This is a genomic window from Hydrogenophaga palleronii, assembly GCF_031457455.1.
Classification (GTDB): domain Bacteria; phylum Pseudomonadota; class Gammaproteobacteria; order Burkholderiales; family Burkholderiaceae_C; genus Hydrogenophaga; species Hydrogenophaga palleronii_A.
Genome location: NZ_JAVDWU010000005.1, coordinates 132,509 through 150,000, shown reverse-complemented (window position 1 = coordinate 150,000; position 17,492 = coordinate 132,509). Strand labels below are relative to the sequence as shown.

Annotated in this window: 18 protein-coding genes (1 of these 18 cut by a window edge); 14 read left to right on the top strand and 4 right to left on the bottom strand. The window is 66.1% G+C overall.

Translation table 11 applies throughout. The features are described from left to right. Nucleotides 1–301, top strand: partial view of an ABC-F family ATP-binding cassette domain-containing protein gene (locus J2W49_RS13320; RefSeq protein ID WP_310316728.1) — the end only. 1,607 nt of this gene lie to the left of the window's left edge; the window shows 301 of its 1,908 coding nt (coding positions 1,608–1,908); its start codon lies off the left edge, out of view; its stop codon occupies nucleotides 299–301. Between the two features lie 12 nt (nucleotides 302–313). On the opposite strand, the gene J2W49_RS13315 is transcribed toward J2W49_RS13320, so the two are convergent. Further along, nucleotides 314–1,807: an aminotransferase-like domain-containing protein gene (locus J2W49_RS13315; protein ID WP_310316725.1), complete on the bottom strand. Its 1,494-nt coding sequence runs from the start codon at nucleotides 1,805–1,807 to the stop codon at nucleotides 314–316. 185 nt (nucleotides 1,808–1,992) lie between these two features. Here J2W49_RS13315 and J2W49_RS13310 point away from each other — a divergent pair, with 185 nt between their 5' ends. From J2W49_RS13310 to J2W49_RS13275, 8 genes are read left to right on the top strand one after another with little or no spacing between them, the layout of a single operon-like run. Beyond that, complete coding sequence (locus tag J2W49_RS13310) at nucleotides 1,993–2,658, top strand: LysE family translocator (RefSeq protein ID WP_310316722.1); 666 nt, start codon at nucleotides 1,993–1,995, stop codon at nucleotides 2,656–2,658. Further along, complete coding sequence (locus J2W49_RS13305; RefSeq protein WP_310316719.1) at nucleotides 2,655–3,611, top strand: DMT family transporter; 957 nt, start codon at nucleotides 2,655–2,657, stop codon at nucleotides 3,609–3,611. The genes J2W49_RS13310 and J2W49_RS13305 overlap by 4 nt, the downstream gene beginning before the upstream one ends. A 16-nt stretch (nucleotides 3,612–3,627) precedes the next feature. Beyond that, nucleotides 3,628–4,041: a cupin domain-containing protein gene (locus tag J2W49_RS13300; protein ID WP_310316716.1), complete on the top strand. Its 414-nt coding sequence runs from the start codon at nucleotides 3,628–3,630 to the stop codon at nucleotides 4,039–4,041. Continuing rightward, the gene (locus tag J2W49_RS13295; RefSeq protein ID WP_310316713.1) at nucleotides 4,038–5,240 is read left to right on the top strand and encodes an aminotransferase-like domain-containing protein; all 1,203 of its coding nucleotides are present in this window, start codon (nucleotides 4,038–4,040) and stop codon (nucleotides 5,238–5,240) included. The genes J2W49_RS13300 and J2W49_RS13295 overlap by 4 nt, the downstream gene beginning before the upstream one ends. 5 nt (nucleotides 5,241–5,245) lie before the next feature. After that, a complete protein-coding gene (locus J2W49_RS13290) occupies nucleotides 5,246–5,860 on the top strand; it encodes a glutathione S-transferase family protein (RefSeq protein ID WP_310316710.1) in 615 nt (204 codons plus the stop codon). Nucleotides 5,861–5,877: 17 nt separating this feature from the next. Then, entirely contained in the window at nucleotides 5,878–6,753 is an 876-nt protein-coding gene (locus J2W49_RS13285) for a PhzF family phenazine biosynthesis protein (RefSeq protein ID WP_310316707.1), read from the top strand. Beyond that, nucleotides 6,750–7,433, top strand: coding sequence for a VOC family protein (locus J2W49_RS13280; protein WP_310316704.1), 684 nt, complete (start codon nucleotides 6,750–6,752; stop codon nucleotides 7,431–7,433). Before J2W49_RS13285 ends, J2W49_RS13280 begins: the two co-directional genes overlap by 4 nt. A 13-nt stretch (nucleotides 7,434–7,446) precedes the next feature. Then, nucleotides 7,447–8,415, top strand: a complete 969-nt coding sequence (locus J2W49_RS13275) for a threonine dehydratase (protein WP_310316701.1) — start codon at nucleotides 7,447–7,449, stop codon at nucleotides 8,413–8,415. Between the two features lie 110 nt (nucleotides 8,416–8,525). On the opposite strand, the gene J2W49_RS13270 is transcribed toward J2W49_RS13275, so the two are convergent. Continuing rightward, complete coding sequence (locus tag J2W49_RS13270; protein ID WP_310316698.1) at nucleotides 8,526–10,895, bottom strand: hybrid sensor histidine kinase/response regulator; 2,370 nt, start codon at nucleotides 10,893–10,895, stop codon at nucleotides 8,526–8,528. 196 nt (nucleotides 10,896–11,091) lie between these two features. Between J2W49_RS13270 and J2W49_RS13265 the strand changes: the two genes are divergently transcribed. After that, a complete protein-coding gene (locus J2W49_RS13265) occupies nucleotides 11,092–11,775 on the top strand; it encodes a histidine phosphatase family protein (protein ID WP_310316696.1) in 684 nt (227 codons plus the stop codon). 240 nt (nucleotides 11,776–12,015) lie between these two features. On the opposite strand, the gene J2W49_RS13260 is transcribed toward J2W49_RS13265, so the two are convergent. Together J2W49_RS13260 and J2W49_RS13255 are read right to left on the bottom strand one after the other, a co-directional pair. After that, entirely contained in the window at nucleotides 12,016–12,849 is an 834-nt protein-coding gene (locus J2W49_RS13260) for a creatininase family protein (protein WP_405001022.1), read from the bottom strand. A gap of 56 nt (nucleotides 12,850–12,905) precedes the next feature. Further along, entirely contained in the window at nucleotides 12,906–13,799 is an 894-nt protein-coding gene (locus tag J2W49_RS13255) for a LysR family transcriptional regulator (protein ID WP_310316693.1), read from the bottom strand. Nucleotides 13,800–13,863: 64 nt separating this feature from the next. Here J2W49_RS13255 and J2W49_RS13250 point away from each other — a divergent pair, with 64 nt between their 5' ends. The 4 genes from J2W49_RS13250 (at nucleotide 13,864) to J2W49_RS13235 (ending at nucleotide 17,477) form a co-directional block, all read left to right on the top strand. Further along, a complete protein-coding gene (locus J2W49_RS13250; protein ID WP_310316690.1) occupies nucleotides 13,864–15,213 on the top strand; it encodes an acyclic terpene utilization AtuA family protein in 1,350 nt (449 codons plus the stop codon). Nucleotides 15,214–15,292: 79 nt separating this feature from the next. Beyond that, entirely contained in the window at nucleotides 15,293–15,664 is a 372-nt protein-coding gene (locus J2W49_RS13245) for an AtuA-related protein (protein WP_310316686.1), read from the top strand. A gap of 56 nt (nucleotides 15,665–15,720) precedes the next feature. Beyond that, complete coding sequence (locus J2W49_RS13240; RefSeq protein WP_310316683.1) at nucleotides 15,721–16,692, top strand: Bug family tripartite tricarboxylate transporter substrate binding protein; 972 nt, start codon at nucleotides 15,721–15,723, stop codon at nucleotides 16,690–16,692. Nucleotides 16,693–16,733: 41 nt separating this feature from the next. After that, entirely contained in the window at nucleotides 16,734–17,477 is a 744-nt protein-coding gene (locus J2W49_RS13235; RefSeq protein WP_310316680.1) for an alanyl-tRNA editing protein, read from the top strand. Nucleotides 17,478–17,492: the final 15 nt, after the last annotated feature.

Sequence of the window (17,492 nt, the reverse complement as noted above, 5' to 3'; positions counted from 1 at the left end):
CGTCGCGGCTGTCGCGCCTGCTTCGAAAGCAGCGCCGGCCGCAGCGGTCGCCTCACCTGCCGCAGCGACCCCGACCGCGCGCAAGAAGCTCTCGTACAAGGAACAGCGGGAACTGGAAAGCCTGCCGGCCAAGATTGCAGAGTTGGAAGCGGAACAGACCGAAATCAGCAAGGCGCTGGAAAGTGGTGCCCTCTACGCCAGTGATCCGGCCCGTGCGGCGCAACTGGGTGCGCGTCACGCCGAAATCGAAGAGGCTTGGCTCGCTGCGATGGAACGCATGGAGTCGCTTTGCAGCGCCTGATCTTCGCTTGGCTCAACGATCAGCAGTCAAGCGACTGAAAACCCGCCAGAACGTAGCGTCCTGGGTTGTGGTGAAGTTGATGCGCATGAGGGTGCTGGGCGCTCGGGCTGCGTGAAACAGGGCCCCGGGCGCGATCAGGTAGCCCTCGTCGAGCATGCGTTGGGACAGCGCATCGGTGTCTACCCCGGTGTCCACCCAACCGAACAGTCCGGAAGGCTCCGCCTTGAGCTGGCAGCCAGCGGCCAGCGCCAGTTTGACACTGCGATGGCGCGCCGCATCGAGCCTGATGCGGATGCGTTCGGCGTGTCTGCGCAACTGGCCCTGTTCAATGCAGTGCGCCAACGCCCGTTCCAGCAGACTGGGCGTGGTCAAGGTACTCAGCAACTTGGTATCCAGCAGGCGCTCCACCCAGGCGGTCGGGGCGGCCATGTAGCCCACCCGCCAGTTCGGCGCAAGGATCTTGGCAAAGCCGCTCACGTAAATGGTGCGCTGCAGGCCGTCCAGCACGCTCATGCGGGTAGCGTGCTCCGGCGCGATGTGGCTGTAGGTATCGTCTTCCACCACACAGAAATCGTGTTGCTGGGCCAGTTGCAGCACGCGATGGGCACTGGTGGGCGAGAGGCAGTAGCCGGTGGGGTTGTGCAACACACTCACGCTCACGAACAGTTTGGGCGCGTGGGCTTCGCAGTAGCGGGCCATCACGGCCAAGTCGGGCCCCGACGGACCACGCGGCACCGGCAGGATGCGCATGCCCAATGCGCCCAACCGCGCAAACTCCACCGCCCAGCCGGGCTCTTCCACCATCACGGCATCGCCGGGTTTGAGCAGGGTGCGGCTGACCACATCCAGCGCGTGAGTGGCCCCCACCGTGGTGATTATCTGGCTGGGCTCGACGGGCAGGCCAATGCCTTGCAGTCGGCCTGCGAGCACCCGACGCAGGTGACTGTCGCCCAAGGGTTCGCCATAACGAAGCGAACTGTCGGCCAATGCCTTGGCGCCCGACACCCGCCGCACCGCCGCCGCCATGAATGTGCCCTCTAGCCAGTCTGGAGGGAACACACCCATGCCCGGCTGCGGCCGTTCACCCGAAGGATGAAACATGCCGCGGATCAGCGCGGCGGCATTGATGGGAGCGGCCATGCGGTGACTGTCTTCTCCTGCAGAGCGAATCGGACGTTCCACGGTGGCGGCTTCGCCATCGTCACCGCGTGTTCTTGCAGGAGCACGCTCGCGAACAAAGTAGCCGCGGTTGCGCCGGGCTTCCACCAGGCCTTGCGCCAGCAGCAAGTCGTACGCTGAAACGACGGTGGAAGGGTTCAGACCGTGCTGGGCGGCACACTGGCGGACGCTTGGAAGGCGCGCACCAGGCGCAAGCAGGCGGCTGCGGATTCGGCCTGCAAAACGCTCGGCCAATTGCTCGGTCAACGTCTGGGCGGCGGTTCGCGAGAGCTTCTGCGGCCGCAGGGTGGGCAAGGTATCGTGATCGAGTGGCGGTTCGGTGGTCATGATCTGTATGGTCGAAAACAGCCACACAGATTCGGTTTCTGAACCACCCATCTGTATGGCCTGTGTATGGATACAAAGGATAGAGTAGCGACCATGTTCCAGCAAGCCCCCTCTCGAATCCACATGCGTGTGTCGACACCCCGCCAGGTTGACATCCGACGTGGCGTTGACACAGGTGGGCGTCAATGACGGGCGCCGAATTCAGCGCACTGCTGGTGCTCGCGACGGCCACGAGTTTCACCCCAGGCCCCAACACCACGTTGTCCACAGCCCTGGCAGCCAACCTCGGCCTGCGCCGGTCGCTGCGATTCGTGTTTGCAGTGCCTGTGGGCTGGGGCCTTCTCCTGGCACTTTGCGCAGGAGGCCTGGGTTCGATGGTGGTGGCCTGGCCAGCCTTGCACTGGGCGATTCTGTGGGGTGGCGTGGGCTACCTCCTGTGGCTGGCGTGGCGGCTGGCGGGCAGCAAGCGGCTGAGCGATGTGGATCAGGCCCGGCTGAACGTGACGTTCGCCCAGGGCGTGATGCTGCAGTTCCTGAACATCAAGGCCTGGATGCTGGCACTGTCCATCACGGCGGGCTGGATCGCCGGGCAGCCGGATGCCGTGATGCGCTTTGCACTGGTGTTTCCCTTGATGCTGGGATTCGCTTTCTTCAGCAATCTGGCCTACGCCAGCGCCGGCTCGCTGTTGAGGCACTGGCTGGCAGGCCCTTTCGAAGATGGCGTGGCCACCGGACGCCGCCTCCAGGCGTTCAACCGCTTGATGGCGCTGGCACTGGGGTTGACCGCCCTATGGATGCTGGCCAGCGGAACAGGCATGACGCCGTCGATGTCGACCGGAGGTGCCCCATGAAAAGCGCCACGCAAGCTGCCCGCCTGCTCACGCCCCGGAACACGACACGGCGCGAGACCATGGGGCTGTGGCTGGGTCTGCTGGGGGTGTTCGTGTTTGCCCTCACCCTGCCCATGACACGACTGGCCACCGGCAGCGCCGAACATCCCCAACTCTCACCGTGGTTCGTGACTTGGGGGCGCGCGGCGCTGGCGGGTGCGTTGTCGGTGGTCTATCTGCTGCTGACACGTTCACCATGGCCCACACCTGCGCAGCGCAAGCCCCTGACCATGGCCTTACTGGGCAATGTGATTGGTTTTCCGCTGCTGCTGGGTTCGGCGCTGAGGCATGTGAGCGCGAGCCATGCGGCCGTCGTCATTGCCCTGCTTCCCCTGGCCACCGCAGCGGCCGCAGCCTGGTTGCTGCACCAACGCGCACGGTTGGGCTTCTGGGTCTTTGCGGTCCTGGGCAGCCTCCTGGTGGTGGCGTACTCACTGGTGCGCGCCTACCACCAGACCGGCGGCTTCGGATGGGCCTGGGCGGACTTGTTGCTGGTGGGCGCAGTGATTGCGGCTTCACTGGGCTATGTGTACGGCGCACAGGTCACTGCGACGCTGGGAGCGGAACGGGTGATTTGCTGGGTATGCGTGATGGCATTGCCCATCACTGTGCCAGGCACCTGGCTCACCTGGCCAACGCACGCCGTCGCAGCTTCGGCATGGATGGCTCTGCTGTACGTCGGGGTGTTCTCCATGTGGGCAGGCTTTTTTGCCTGGTTCCGGGGCCTGGCCATGGGCGGCGCCCTGCGGGTGAGTCAGACGCAATTGCTGCAGCCGTTCATCAGCATCCTCGCGGCGGTGCCGCTGCTGGGTGAGCCGCTCGACATGATGACGCTGGGCTTTGCCCTGGCCGTGGTCGCCACCGTCTTCACGGGCAAGCGCTACGCCATTGCACCCAGCGGCTTGCAGCGATGAACAGCGGAGAACCTGCATGACCACCCTCAGCACCATGCCCATCCGGCGACCCTCTGAACCTCGCCACCCGAGCCGCATGGCCTCAGATCTGCACAGGCTGCTGGCGCAACTGCCTGGTCCGGTTGATGGGACCTACCCCAACGGCCAGCCATTTGTGACGGCACTGGCACACGGATCCATGCGGGTTGAACTGTTTGTGCCGGCGGCATCCGGGCTTGGTCGAGACGTGCAACAGCCCCACGCCCAGGACGAGCTGTACCTGGTCCAGCATGGTCGTGCGCGCCTGCTCATCGCCAACGAAGAACACGCCTTGAGAGCGGGCGATGTGCGCTTTGTTCCGGCGGGCGTCGAGCACCGATTTGAAGAATTCAGCCAAGACTTTGCAACTTGGGTCGTTTTCTACGGCCCGCATGGAGGAGAGCACGCATGACCTGGACCCTGGCCCGCCGGGCCCACAAGATGAACCCCTCGGTGATCCGCGAGATCCTGAAGGTCACAGAAAAACCCGGGATCATCAGTTTCGCGGGTGGCCTGCCGTCGCCGCAGACCTTCCCCATTGATGCCTTTGCGAAGGCCTGTGACCAGGTGCTGCGTGGTGGCGGTGCCGACAGCGCGCGAGCGTCGCTGCAATACGCCGCCAGCGAAGGTTACCGGCCGCTGTGTGAATGGGTGGCGGCCAGCCTGCCCTGGGACGTGTCACCCGACCAGGTGCTGATCACCACCGGCAGCCAGCAGGGCCTGGACCTGGTCGCCAAGGTATTGATCGATGAAGGCAGCCGCGTGCTGGTGGAGACCCCCACCTACCTGGGCGCCTTGCAGGCCTTCACCCCCATGGAGCCACAGATTGTGGGTGTGTCCAGCGATGCCGAAGGCGTGGATGTGGACGACCTTGAAAGGCAGGCTGCCCCCACAGACGGCGCAATTGAAGGCGCACGATTTTTCTACGTGCTGCCCAACTTCCAGAACCCCACCGGTCGCAGCATGAGCGAGGCTCGTCGTGCCGCCCTGGTGGAGCGCGCGGCGGCCATCGGTCTGCCCCTGGTGGAAGACAACCCCTACGGTGATCTGTGGTTCGACCATCCACCGCCACCGCCCCTGACCGCACGCAACCCCGAGGGTTGCATCTACCTGGGTTCGTTTTCGAAGGTGCTGGCACCTGGTCTGCGGCTGGGCTTCATGGTCGCGCCCAAGGCCATCATGCCCAAACTGCTGCAGGCCAAGCAGGCGGCTGACTTGCACAGCCCCAGCTTCAACCAGCGCGTGGTGGCCGAGGTGTTGAAGGACGGATTCCTGGACCGGCATGTGCCCGGCATCCGTGCCCTGTACAAGGCGCAGTGCGGCGCCATGCTGACCGCCTTGCAAACCGAGATGGCCGGCCTGGACGTCCAGTGGAATTCACCGGATGGTGGCATGTTCCTGTGGGTGCGGCTGCCTGAGGGAATGAATGCGGCGGAGCTGCTGCCCCGCGCGGTGGCGCACAACGTGGCGTTTGTGCCAGGCGCGGCATTTTTTGCGGCGGATCCGGACCCGCGCGCGCTGCGTCTGAGCTTTGTGACCGCAAGCGAGGAGCAGATCCGCACAGGGATTGCCGCACTGGCGCAAGCCATTCGTGAGCAAGGCCAGGGCTGACCGACATGCTGCACCTGTGGGGCCGGCTGAGTTCGATCAATGTGCGCAAGGTGGTGCTGTGTGCGCAGGTGCTCGGGCTGGAGTTGCCACGCACCGACGCAGGCCTGGCGTACGGCGTGGTGGACTCGCCCGACTACCGGGCCCGCAATCCCAACGGGCTGGTGCCACTGCTGGTGGATGGTGACTTCACGCTGTGGGAGTCGAACACCATCGTGCGCTACCTCTGCGCAAAGACAGGCAAGCTCTACCCCCAGGATCTCCAGCGCCGCTTTAACGCCGAGCGCTGGATGGACTGGCAGCAAACCACGCTCAATCGCGCCGGCAGCCCCGCCTTCGTGCAGTGGTTCCGCACGCCTGCCGAACAGCGTGACGCCTCGTTGACTGCGCAGTCAATAGCCGCCACCGAGCCGCTGTTTGCGATGCTTGACGCCCATCTGGCGCAACACGCCTGCATGGCCGGTGACGAACTCACCATGGCCGACATTCCCATCGCCTGCGAAGTGCATCGCTGGTGGGGCCTGCCACAGGCGCGCCCGGCCTGGCCCAACCTGGAACGCTGGTACGCGCGGTGGCTGAGCCTGCCCACGAGCCGTGGCGTGCTCGACCTGCCTTTGTCCTGACAGACCGGAGCCCTTTCATGATCCTGCGCCCTTTCCAGCAAGTCGATGTGTTCACCGACACCCCCTACCGAGGCAACCCCCTGGCGGTGGTGCTGGACGGCAGTGGCCTGTCCACCGACGCCATGCAGCACTTCACCAACTGGACCAATCTGTCGGAGTGCACCTTTCTGTTGCCCCCTACGGCGGAAGGCCTTGCCGCCGGCGCGGATTACCGAGTGCGCATCTTCTGTCCGGGGCGCGAGTTGCCTTTCGCCGGCCATCCCACGCTGGGGAGTTGCCACGCCTGGCTGGCAGCGGGAGGCACGCCGCGTGGCGAGCACGTGGTGCAGGAATGTGGCGTTGGGCTGGTGAGAATTCGCCGGGAGGCCAACCGCCTGGCATTTGCTGCGCCGCCACTGATCAAGAGCGGGCCGTTGCCGGAGGAAGAGGTGCAACTCATTGCGCGTGGCCTGGGCGTGGCGCGCAGCGACATCGTAGAGCACGCCTGGTGTGACAACGGGCCGAACTGGCGCGGCGTGTTGCTACGCAGCGCCGAACAGGTGCTGGCCCTTCGGCCCGATGGTGCCGTGCTGGCCGGACTGGACATTGGCGTCGTGGGCCCGCGAGGAAAAGTGGGCGTGGCTGGAACGCGCGAGCAAGAGGACACGCAGTTCGAGGTGCGGGCCTTCTTTCCCGGCAACAACGGTCTGTGCGAAGACCCCGTGACCGGCAGCCTGAACGCGGCACTGGCGCAGTGGTTGATTGGCGCAGGGCTGGCACCTGAACGCTACGTGGCGGCACAAGGCACGGCCATGGCGCGCCGGGGTCGGGTTCATGTGGAGCGAGACGCCACCGGCACTATCTGGATCGGTGGCGCGTCCGTCACCTGCATTGATGGGCAGGTCAGGCTGTGACGGCGCAGATCGACCATCTGGTGGTGGCAGCCACCACCCTTGAAGCTGGCGTGGCCTGGTGTGAGCGCACACTCGGCGTGACACCCCGCCCGGGCGGAGAGCACGCCCTGTTCGGCACACACAACCGGCTGCTCAAGCTGCACAGCGATGCCGTGCCACCGGTCTATTTGGAGATCATCGCCATCAACCCGCTGGCGCAGCCCACGCGGGCGGGCGATCTGCGTCGCTGGTTCGACCTGGACGACCCCGCCCTGCGCCAGCGACTCCAACGCCATGGACCGCAGCTCGTGCACTGGGTGGCGCGCGTGCCCGCCATCGAACCTGCTGTTGCGGCGCTGAAGGCGCTGGGCATTGATCGTGGGCAGGTGCTGCCGGCCTCGCGCCCGACACCACAAGGTCTGCTGCAATGGCACATCAGCGTCCGGGACGACGGCCAGCGGCTGTTCGATGGCGCCTTGCCCACGCTGATTGAATGGGGTGAAACCCATCCCGCGCGCATGATGCCAGACAGCGGGTTGACGCTCACCGCGTTCGAGGTGAGCCATCCCCGGACCGGCGAGCTGCGGGATGCCTTGCAGGCGATCGGGCTGGCGGGTGTGCGGGTGAGCGATGAGCCGCCGACCCTGGTGGCGCAATTGCAAACGCCGAAAGGCCGCGTCACGCTGGCCTCCACAGGCTGAACCCGGATCAGACATGAGCGATACCCTGCCCGACCTGGCTTCCATCGAGGCCGCTGCCGAAATCGTCTACCGCGACTTCGCTGCCACGCCGCAGTACCGGTGGGCCACGCTGAGCCAGCGCCTGGGCACGGAATGCTGGGTCAAGCACGAGAACCACACGCCGGTGGGGGCGTTCAAGATCCGCGGCGGACTCACGTATTTCGACGCCCTGCGTCAGCGAGGCGCACTGCCGCGCGAAATGATCAGCGCCACGCGCGGCAACCACGGCCAGAGCATGGGGTGGGCGGCGCGCGCGCACGGCGTGGCCTGCACCATCGTCGTCCCTCACGGCAATTCGGTCGAGAAGAATGCCGCCATGCGCGCGCTGGGCGTGACGCTGATCGAACACGGCGACGACTTCCAGGACAGCCGCGAACATGCCATGCAACTGGCCGAACAGCGCGGGGCCCACATGGTGCCGAGCTTTCATGCCGACCTGGTGCGCGGCGTGGCCACCTACTGGTGGGAGTTCATGCGCGCCGTGCCGCAGCTGGACGTGGTGTACGTGCCCATCGGGCAGGGCTCGGGCGCCTGCGCCGCCATCGCGGCCAAGCGGGCATTGAATCATCGGGCTCGGATCGTGGGTGTGGTCAGCGCGCACGCCACCACCTATGCCGATTCCATTTCAGCAGGTCAGGTGATCGCCTCGCCGGTGACCACCGAACTGGCCGACGGCATGGCCTGCCGCGTGGCCGATGCGGCAGCGCTGGCGGTGCTGGCGCCAAACCTGGCGCGTATCGTGAAAGTCACCGACGACGAAGTGGCCGAGGCCATGCGCATGCTGTTCGCCGACACCCACAACGTGGCCGAGGGAGCGGGTGCAGCCAGTTTTGCAGCGGCCTGGCAGGAGCGCGATCAACTGGAAGGACAGGTGGTGGGCACCACCTTGTGTGGGGGTAACGTGGACAGCACGGTGCTCGCGAAGGTCCTGAACAGGGGATGAACACCCCCGCCGCGCCTGCTTGACATCCGGTGAAGGACCGATATCCCTGGCCTGCAAAGCCGGTTCCACGGCATCCCTGGAATGGGCTCCCTTGGCGCTGGAGATGTCAACTACCCTGCCAGCCGCGCCACCACCTCGCAGAACGACTCCACCGCATCGGTCTTGAAGACCACCTCGCGCACGCCGGCGGCCAGGGCCTCGGCCTGCAGTTCGTCGGTGATGTAGCCCGAGGCCACCGCCACCGGCAGCGCCGGACTCAATGCCAGCACCTCGCGCGCCACATCCAGGCCCGACATGCCGGGCATGTTGTAGTCGGTGAGCATGAGGTGGAAGGCATCCGGTTGCTGCCGCACCGCCTCAATGGCCTCTCTCTGGTCAGTAAAGGCCGTCACCCGGTGGCCGCGCCGCTCCAGCAACCGACGCACCAGAAACACCAGGGTGTCGTCGTCGTCGAGGTACAAGATGTGGCGGGCAAGGGCTGACGGGGTTTCTGCCATCGCAGATTTCTCCTGTTGAACAGACGGCGGATTCGGTGTCGCTGACGAAAGGGCACTGCCTGACGAAACAGGCAGGTCCAGAGGCATTGTGCCGTCAAGCGATGCCGGCGGGGTGCCAACTTTATCGCGCTGAACGCCACTCATGGCGCCCAGGGCCTCCATGGCGGGAAAGTACAGGCGAAATTGTGTGCCTTCGCCCAGGCGGCTGTCGACCTCGATCACGCCGTCGTGCGCCTGCACGATGCCCAGCACCACCGGCAGGCCCAGTCCGGTGCCCTGCCCGACCACTTTGGTGGTGAAGAATGGCTCGTACATGCGCTTCAGGGTGCCCTCCGTCATGCCACAGCCGCTGTCACTGACGCTGACCGATACCACGTCCACGCCGGCTGCCTGGCAGGCCTTGGACAGCTCGCGTGGCACGCGGGCGTCGTCATTTGAGAGGTTCTCAACCCGATATTCGATACGGCCGGGCCGGCCTTCCAGCGCGTAGATGGCATTGGTCCCCAGATTCAGCAACACCTGGCCGATCTGTGTGGCGTCGGCCCGCACGGGCAACAAGACCCCCCCGGCCTGGACGACCAGTTCGATCTGTGGCGTGATGGCCGTGCGCAGCAGGCGGCAGGTTTCTCCCACGGTGTGCCCCAGGTCGAGAGAGGTGCGCGCCAGGGGTTGCTGGCGGCTGAATGCCAGGATCTGTCGCACCAGTTCCCGACCTCGTCTGGCTGCGGTGCTGATTTCATGCAGGCTTTCCCGTGCCAGCGAGCCGGGCTCCAGGTCTTGTCGGGCCAGGTCGGCATTGCCCAGAATGGCCGCCAGAATGTTGTTGAAATCGTGCGCCACACCGCCGGCCAGCGTGCCCAGCGCTTCCATCTTCTGTGACTGGGAGAGCTGCTGCTCCAGCACACGGTGTTGATCCTGCGCCTCCTTGAGCGACGTGACGTCAACGAAGGTGAACACCACATGGCGCAGGCCACCCAGCACGTCGTTTTCAGGAAAGGCATTGCACAGCGCCCAGCGAACCTGCTTGTCGGCGCCGGCCTTCACACCCATCACCACGCTTTTCATGGGCTGGCCACTGGCCAGCACGCGCTCGAACGGCACTTCATGCCGGACCATCCACTGCCCGTCTTCCCGCATCAGGCGCCAGTCGCGGGCCATGGGTTCGATCATGGCGGTGCGGGCGGTTTCCTCGTTCCAGCCCAGAAACTCCCTGGCAGCGGTGTTGATCGTCACCACCGTCCGGTCGGGCCGCAGCACGATCACACCGGCGCTGAGGTTTTCAACCAGGGTGCGCAGCTCGACCTCGCGCGACTGCAGGTCCTTGCGGGCGCGGTCGCCCTCCTGGCGCAGCCGGTAGGTCACCAATGACCCATAGAGCACGACGCGCAACAGGCGCGCGAGCAGAAAGAAGAACAGGGCGACGGAGGCCGCAACGTCGAGCGGCACCTTGAGCACGGGGGTTGCCACCAGAAAACTCGCGAGGGCACTGGCTTCCAGCACGGACAGCCATTTCAGTGCCTGCAATTCGGGAACGCGCCGCTGCGGGTCGGACAGGACAATGTCCCGCATGGAAAGCACGATGATGGCGATCGACGTGAGTGCAAAGAAGGTCTGGCGCAGCACGGGCAGATCCCACACCAGCAGGAAAACCGTCTGCCAGGCCAGCAAGATCCCCAGCGCCAGGGCGATCCAGCCCGGCGGCCGAGGGAGGTGCAGGTAACTGCGCAGGCCCATCCACGCCAGCAGGGCACTGGCGGTGAGTGCAGAGTTGGCCATGCTCACGGTGAAAAACTCGGGCGCGCTGCCGCGCAGCCACAAGCCGGCCGATCCCACGATGGACACCAGCGCAGACACCGACCACCAGCCAGGACCGCCAATGGCAGGGTAACGGCGCATCAGGGCCCAAAACGCAATGGCGATGAGGGCGTCGACGCCGATCCGCAAGGCCAACAGGGTTGGCAGGTCAAACAAGGGGGTGGGCACAGGGTATCGGCTGTTGAAACTCCCGCCATTGAAGCACAGCCATCCAGCTCAAAAACCGGAGAAAAGCCCGACTAACACTTTGGATTTCTTCGGACCAGACCATAGACACCTGGGCGACTGCCAGGGGCGACCCAGGGGGTGAAACAGTCGCTGCCGAGACAAAGTACAGACAATTGCCTGTCACAGAATGCCTGTCATGGGAACCCTCTACCTCGTGCGCCACGGCCAGGCCTCGTTTGGCGCTGAAGACTACGACCAGCTCAGTGAGCGCGGCAGGCAGCAGAGCGTGCAACTCGGCCGCTACTGGGCCGCGCGCGGGGTCGTATTCGACGCCGTGATCACCGGCACCCTCCGGCGCCATGAGCAGACCTGGGCGGGCATCGCCGAGGGTGCCGGGCTGGACACCTCCGCCCAGCCCTGGCCCGGCCTGAACGAGTACGACAGCGAAGCGGTGATCCGCGCCATCTACCCCCACGAACTGGCCAAACCGCGGCACGCTGCGGAAGCGCCCGAGTTGTTCCGCCAACACTTCCGCCTGCTGCGCGACGGCCTGGCCCAGTGGATGGCGGGTACGGTGAGCCCAAGAGGCATGCCCAGCTACGAGGCCTTCGTGCAAGGCGTCACAAGCGCGCTGGACCACGTGCGCACCCACCATGTGGACCGCAAGGTGCTGATCGTGTCGAGCGGCGGGCCCATTGCCACCGCAGTGGGTCATGTGCTGGGTCTGAGCCCGGAACGCACCATCGACCTGAACATGCGCATCCGCAACAGTGCGGTGACCGAGTTCCAGTTCTCAGCGAAGCGGCACACCTTGCTGACCTACAACGCCCTGCCCCACCTTGATGGGCCGGACTTTGCGGACTGGATAACGTATGCCTAGCCCCCCTGCGCCGCTTTGCGGCTTCCCCCGGAGGGGGACGACCCCTTGGACCGGCGGAGCCGGATCTTCGGGGTCCCTGGATGGGCTTCCCCTCGTTGGCTTGACGTTCAGGAGTGCCAGCAGCTCAAACATCTCGCAAAAGCGGGGGCGCGAGCTTCCAGTGATGCGGTGGAACCGGCTTTGCCGGGCCACTCGCATCGCCCCCTGGGGGGTGACGCGAAGCGGCGCGGGGGGAGGCCATCACTCGAATGCGGTTCGGTGTGTAAGCGTGTCTGGCGGCAGGCGGTCGATTTCTGCCAGCAGTTGGGCCAGTGATCGGCCTGCCGCCTGCAGCACGGCCTGGCCCTTGGCGGCCGTGGCGGCGCTGGCATTGCCTACAGCGCCATCGGCGTTGTAGTCCTGCATCTGCCAGGCCAGTTTGGCGGTCTTGCCGTTGCCCAGGATGGGGAAATCCGGGGAACGCTCCTGTGAGGCCGAGCGGAAATAGCTGGCGTGGTCCATGTGTACCCGCTCTGGCGACAGCGCCAACAGGAGGGAGGTTTCGATTTCGCCGCCATGGATGCCAAAACGGTGCTCTTCGGCGCTGAACTGGGCATTCACGTCCTTGCCCTGCTCATCCATCAGCGGCAGGTGGAACCAGTTCACGCTGTAGACCAGCATGCCCAGCCTGGCCCGCAGGTCGCGCGCGACCACGTCCAGCAGGCCCACCTGCCCGCCGTGTGCGTTGAACAGCACCAGCTTCTTCACGCCGCTGGCGGCCACGCACTCGGCGATCTCGGTCCACAGGCGCAGCACGGTGTCTGCCTTGAGGGTGAGCGTGCCGCCAAACCGCGTGTGTTCCGGTGAAAAGCCCACGGCCTGGGTGGGAAGGAAGAGCGCGGGCAGGTCTTCGTCCAGGTGCGGCAGGGCCGCCGCAATCACGCCGTTGACGATGTCGGTGTCGACCGACAGCGGCAGGTGCGGTCCGTGCTGCTCGATCGCGGCCACGGGCAACACGGCAATGGCGCGCGACTTGTCCAGGGCGCTGAATTCGGCGGTGGTGAGATCAGACCAGAAACGGACGGGGCGGCTCATGGACGTCATCTTACGAGGCATTGAAGGTACGGGGGGCCGAGCAGACGGGTGACCGTTCAACGCGGGCGGTGCAGCATGACACGCTCGTACAGCGCCTGCGCCGCTGAAGACAGCGTCCGGTCTGCGCGGCGCACCAGAAACACCTGGCGTGTGAGACCCTCAGCGCGCACGCGGCGCGTGTGCAGGCGCTCACTCTGGAAGTGGAACAAGGTGAGCGCCGGTACCACGGTGATGCCCAGCCCCTGCGCGACCATGCCGGCCACCGTGCTGAGCTGGTCCAGCTCCAGCAAGGTGCGCAGGCGAGCCGGGTAAATGGCGGCATCCAGGTACTGGCGCACGCTGCTGGACCTTGCCAGCTGAATGAAGGGAAAGCTCGCCAGCGCCTTCAGCGGCACCGCCCGGGTGCCCCGGTCCAGCGCGTGTCCGACCGGGAACACCACATGAAAGTCGTCGGTGCAGAAACCTTCGGTCCGCAGCTCGGGGGCGTCCAGACGCGTGGATGCGAGCGCGAAGTCGGCCTGGCCGTTGCGCACGCGTTCAATGCACTGTTCCGACAGCACGTCGGCCACGTCCAGCTCAATGGCGGGATGGTCGCGGTGAAACGTGGCCAGCAAAGGTGGCAGCCACCCCGCTGCCAGTGACGGCAGCACTGCCACAGAAGCTCTGCCGCGTCGCCGCGCCACATGGTCGCGTACGTCTTCTGCAGCGGCCTCGGCATCGCGCAGCAGGTTTTCTGCTGCGCCCAGAAAGGCGGCACCTTCCGCGGTGAGTTCCACGTGACGCGTGGTGCGATGAAACAGGCGCGCCCCCAATCCTTGCTCGAGCCCGCCGATCAAAGCCGAGAACGCTGGCTGCGACAGATGGCACTGGGCAGCGGCACGGGTGAAGTTGCGTTGCTCGGCCAGCGACACGAAGGCGCGCAGTTCGCGGGTGGACAGATTGATCGGCATGACAGATGAATATATCTTTTTTTTCTATTTCACAGATCATGAACCGCTGCCTACAGTGGCAGCCATGGCTTCTACAGACATCCTCCGCATCGGCTGCGCCGCCGGCTTCTCGGGCGACCGAACCGACGCGGCTGGCCCGGTGGTTGACGAATTGATCCGTGGCGGCACGGCGGCCTGCCTGATTTTCGAGACACTGGCCGAACGGACGCTGGCGCTGGCTCAGCTGGCACGCCGCGCCGATCCTGAACAGGGCTTCGAGCCCTTGCTGGATGAGCTGCTCACCCCCGTGCTGTCCCGCTGCCTGCAGCACGGTGTGCGCATCGTCAGCAACATGGGTGCGGCCAACCCCCGAGCCGCCGCGCGGCGCATTCAGGCATTGGCGCAGGAACTGGGTCTGCCTCGCCCGCGTATCGCCGTCATTGAGGGGGACGATGTGTCCGGGCAAGCCTGGCGCGATGCGCTGACGAGCCAGGTCGGGGACGCCTTGCGCGACCGGCCTGTGGTCAGTGCCAATGCCTACATCGGTGCTGCGGCCATCGCCGATGCCTTGCGCGCCGGTGCCGACATCGTGATCGCAGGTCGCGTGGCCGATCCCGCGCTCGCCCTGGGTCCGGCAATGGCCCATTTCGGCTGGGCACTCGACGACTGGGACCGGATCGCCGGCGCCACCATGGCCGGTCACCTGCTGGAATGCGGCGCCCAGGTCACGGGTGGCTATTTCGCCGACCCCGGCTTGAAGGATGTGCCCGGTCTCGCCCACCTCGGCTACCCCATTGCCGACCTGGAAGCCGACGGCAGTTGCACCGTCGGCAAACCACCAGGCACCGGCGGCGTGGTCAACCGCCACACGGTCACGGAACAACTGCTGTACGAGGTGCACGATCCCGCAGCCTACCTCACGCCCGACGTGGTGGCCGACATCTCACAGGCCCGGCTGGACGACCTGGGTGGCGACCGCGTGCGCCTGAGCGGCGTGCGCGGCCACGGGCGCCCGGACACGCTCAAGGTCAATGTGTGTTTTGAAAGCGGCTGGCTGGCCGAAGGTGAAATCTCCTACGCCGGCCCGCGCGCCGAGGCGCGCGCCCGTCTGGCGGCACAAGTGGTGCGCGAGCGACTGGCTGGCGTGGCACCGATTCGCATGGACCTGATCGGTGTCAGCAGTGTGCTGGCCGACGACCATGGCCGATGGGTGGCCGGTCAAGCCCCCGGCGATGCGCTGGATGTGCGCCTGCGCCTGGCCCTGCGCCACGAACACCGCGCCACCGCGCAGCGCCTGCTGCGCGAGGTCACGGCCCTCTACACCTGCGGCCCGGCGGGCGGTGGCGGCGTGCGCACCGCGCTTCGTCCCACGCTGGGAACCTTGCCAGCCCTGCTGCCGCGCGATGCGGTGCCCGTGCGCTTTGAACTGACATGACAACCACCCCCACGCTCACTTCGTTCACTGCCCCCCGAGGGGGCGCGTCAGTGCCTTCGGGCGGCCGGGCGGCACTGACATGACAACTCCCTCTACCCATCTCACCGTGCCACTCTGGCAGTTGGCCCATGGCCGCACCGGGGACAAGGGCAACCGCTCCAACATCAGCGTGATCGCCTGGGAGCCCGCGCTGTACCCGTTGCTGCTTGAACAGGTCACAGCCGACAGCGTGGCGCGGCGGTTTTCCCACCGCCAGCCCTCCCGCGTCCAGCGTTTCGAACTGCCGCAACTGCGCGCGCTGAACCTGGTGCTCGACGACGCACTCGATGGCGGCGTCAATGATTCGCTCAACCTCGACAGCCACGGCAAGGCGCTGTCGTACTGGCTGATGGACCTGCCCATTTCGGTGCCCGCCGCGCTTCAGCCATTGCTGAGACGGCCTGCCAAATAGCCCGTTCCCTATCGGCTCCCCTCACCGCTCTTTCCACAACCACAACGGAGACTCTCATGCCCCATCCTCAACGCCGCCTTGTTCTCGCTGCCCTGGCCTCGCTCGCGCTGAGTGGCCCCGCCTGGGCCCAGGCCAACTACCCCGACAAGCCCATCAACTTCGTGGTGCCCTTTGCGGCGGCCAGTGCCACGGACTCTCTGGCCCGCGCGCTGGGTCAGTCCATCACCGAACAGACCGGGCAACCCGTGGTGGCGGACAACCGCGCCGGCGCCAGCGGCATGATCGCTGCGCAGTTTGCCGCCCGCGCCCCGGCCGATGGCTACACCGTGCTCATCACCACCAACACCACCCACGCGGCCAACACCCACCTCTACAAAAAGCTCTCCTACGACCCGGTGAAGGACTTTGTACCGGTGACCGGTCTGGGCAAGGGTGGTCAGGTGCTGGTGGTGCGCAGCGATGCGCCCTACACCAATGTGGTGGAGCTGCTGGACGCGGCGCGCCAGGCGCCCGGCAAGCTGTCGTTCGGCAGCGGCAGTTCGTCCAGCCGGGTGGCCGGTGAGCTGTTCCAGCAGATGGCCGGCGTGCAATTTCTGCACGTGCCCTACCGCAGCAACCCGCTGGGCATCACCGACCTGCTGGGCGGGCAGATCCAGATGATGTTCACCGATGCTTCCACCGGCGTGCCGCAGGTCAAGGCCAACAAGCTGCGCGCCCTGGGCGTGACCTCTGCGCAACGCATGCCGGTGTTGCCCGATGTGCCCACCATTGATGAGGCGGGTGTGAAGGGCTACGACATGGGCTACTGGTTTGCCGCCTACGTGCCCGCCGGCACGCCGGCCCCCGTGGTGCAGCGTCTCAATGCCTTGCTGCATCAGGCCCTGAAGAGCCCGGCCGTGCGCCAGTTCTTTGACAACAGCGGTGGCGTGGCATTTCCCACCTCGCCAGAAGAACTGGGCAAGTTCCAGGCCGCCGAAACCGACAAATGGGGCCGCGTGATCAAGGCCGCCGGCATCGAACCCGAGTGAGGTTCGCGTCAGGCTCAGGCGCCGCTGGCTATGATCCGCCCATGACCCAGGATCTCTTTCGCCAGGACGCCTATCTTCAGCATTGCACCGCCCAGGTGGTGGCGGTCACCGAACACGGCGTCGTGCTCGACCGCACCGTGTTCTACCCCCTGGGGGGCGGGCAGGCGGGCGACACCGGGGCGCTGGTGCTGGGCGACGGCACGGAGATCGCCATCGCCGACACGCGCAAGGCCAAGGACAGCGAAGGTCACCCCACTGCGGACATCTGGCATGTGCCCCTGGCGGGCCAGAACGATGCGCTGGCCCACCTGCAGCCCGGGGTCGAAGTCATCGCACGCATCGACTGGGCCCGGCGGCACCGGCTGATGCGTTTTCACACCACCACCCACCTGCTGTGCCATCTGGTGCCGGTGCCCGTGAACGGTTGCTCCATCACGGCCGATGCCGCTCGGCTCGATCTGGTGCTCACCGATCCCCTGGACAAGGATGCCCTGACCGAGGGCATTGCCGCCCTGGTCACTGCCAGCCTGCCCGTGACCATCGGCACCATCAGCGACGCCGAACTCGACGCACAGCCCGATCTGGTCAAGAGCATGAGTGTCTCGCCGCCCCGCGGCAGCGGGTCCGTGCGAACGGTGCGCATCGGCCAGGCCACCCAGATCGACCTTCAGCCCTGCGGCGGCACGCACGTGGCCAACACCGCCGAGATTGGGGGGGTGGTGGTGACCAAAATCGAAAAGAAGTCGGCCACCACGCGGCGGGTGGTGCTGGGCTTTAGCGACTGAGGCGCATCGGCAAAG

Excerpts from the sequence above, each read along its gene's own strand:
- J2W49_RS13315 (WP_310316725.1), bottom strand. The coding sequence starts at position 1,807 with ATGACCACCGAACCGCCACTCGATCACGATACCTTGCCCACCCTGCGG.
- J2W49_RS13310 (WP_310316722.1), top strand. The coding sequence starts at position 1,993 with ATGACGGGCGCCGAATTCAGCGCACTGCTGGTGCTCGCGACGGCCACG.
- J2W49_RS13305 (WP_310316719.1), top strand. The coding sequence starts at position 2,655 with ATGAAAAGCGCCACGCAAGCTGCCCGCCTGCTCACGCCCCGGAACACG.
- J2W49_RS13300 (WP_310316716.1), top strand. The coding sequence starts at position 3,628 with ATGACCACCCTCAGCACCATGCCCATCCGGCGACCCTCTGAACCTCGC.
- J2W49_RS13295 (WP_310316713.1), top strand. The coding sequence starts at position 4,038 with ATGACCTGGACCCTGGCCCGCCGGGCCCACAAGATGAACCCCTCGGTG.
- J2W49_RS13290 (WP_310316710.1), top strand. The coding sequence starts at position 5,246 with ATGCTGCACCTGTGGGGCCGGCTGAGTTCGATCAATGTGCGCAAGGTG.
- J2W49_RS13285 (WP_310316707.1), top strand. The coding sequence starts at position 5,878 with ATGATCCTGCGCCCTTTCCAGCAAGTCGATGTGTTCACCGACACCCCC.
- J2W49_RS13275 (WP_310316701.1), top strand. The coding sequence starts at position 7,447 with ATGAGCGATACCCTGCCCGACCTGGCTTCCATCGAGGCCGCTGCCGAA.
- J2W49_RS13265 (WP_310316696.1), top strand. The coding sequence starts at position 11,092 with ATGGGAACCCTCTACCTCGTGCGCCACGGCCAGGCCTCGTTTGGCGCT.
- J2W49_RS13260 (WP_405001022.1), bottom strand. The coding sequence starts at position 12,849 with ATGAGCCGCCCCGTCCGTTTCTGGTCTGATCTCACCACCGCCGAATTC.
- J2W49_RS13255 (WP_310316693.1), bottom strand. The coding sequence starts at position 13,799 with ATGCCGATCAATCTGTCCACCCGCGAACTGCGCGCCTTCGTGTCGCTG.
- J2W49_RS13250 (WP_310316690.1), top strand. The coding sequence starts at position 13,864 with ATGGCTTCTACAGACATCCTCCGCATCGGCTGCGCCGCCGGCTTCTCG.
- J2W49_RS13245 (WP_310316686.1), top strand. The coding sequence starts at position 15,293 with ATGACAACTCCCTCTACCCATCTCACCGTGCCACTCTGGCAGTTGGCC.
- J2W49_RS13240 (WP_310316683.1), top strand. The coding sequence starts at position 15,721 with ATGCCCCATCCTCAACGCCGCCTTGTTCTCGCTGCCCTGGCCTCGCTC.
- J2W49_RS13235 (WP_310316680.1), top strand. The coding sequence starts at position 16,734 with ATGACCCAGGATCTCTTTCGCCAGGACGCCTATCTTCAGCATTGCACC.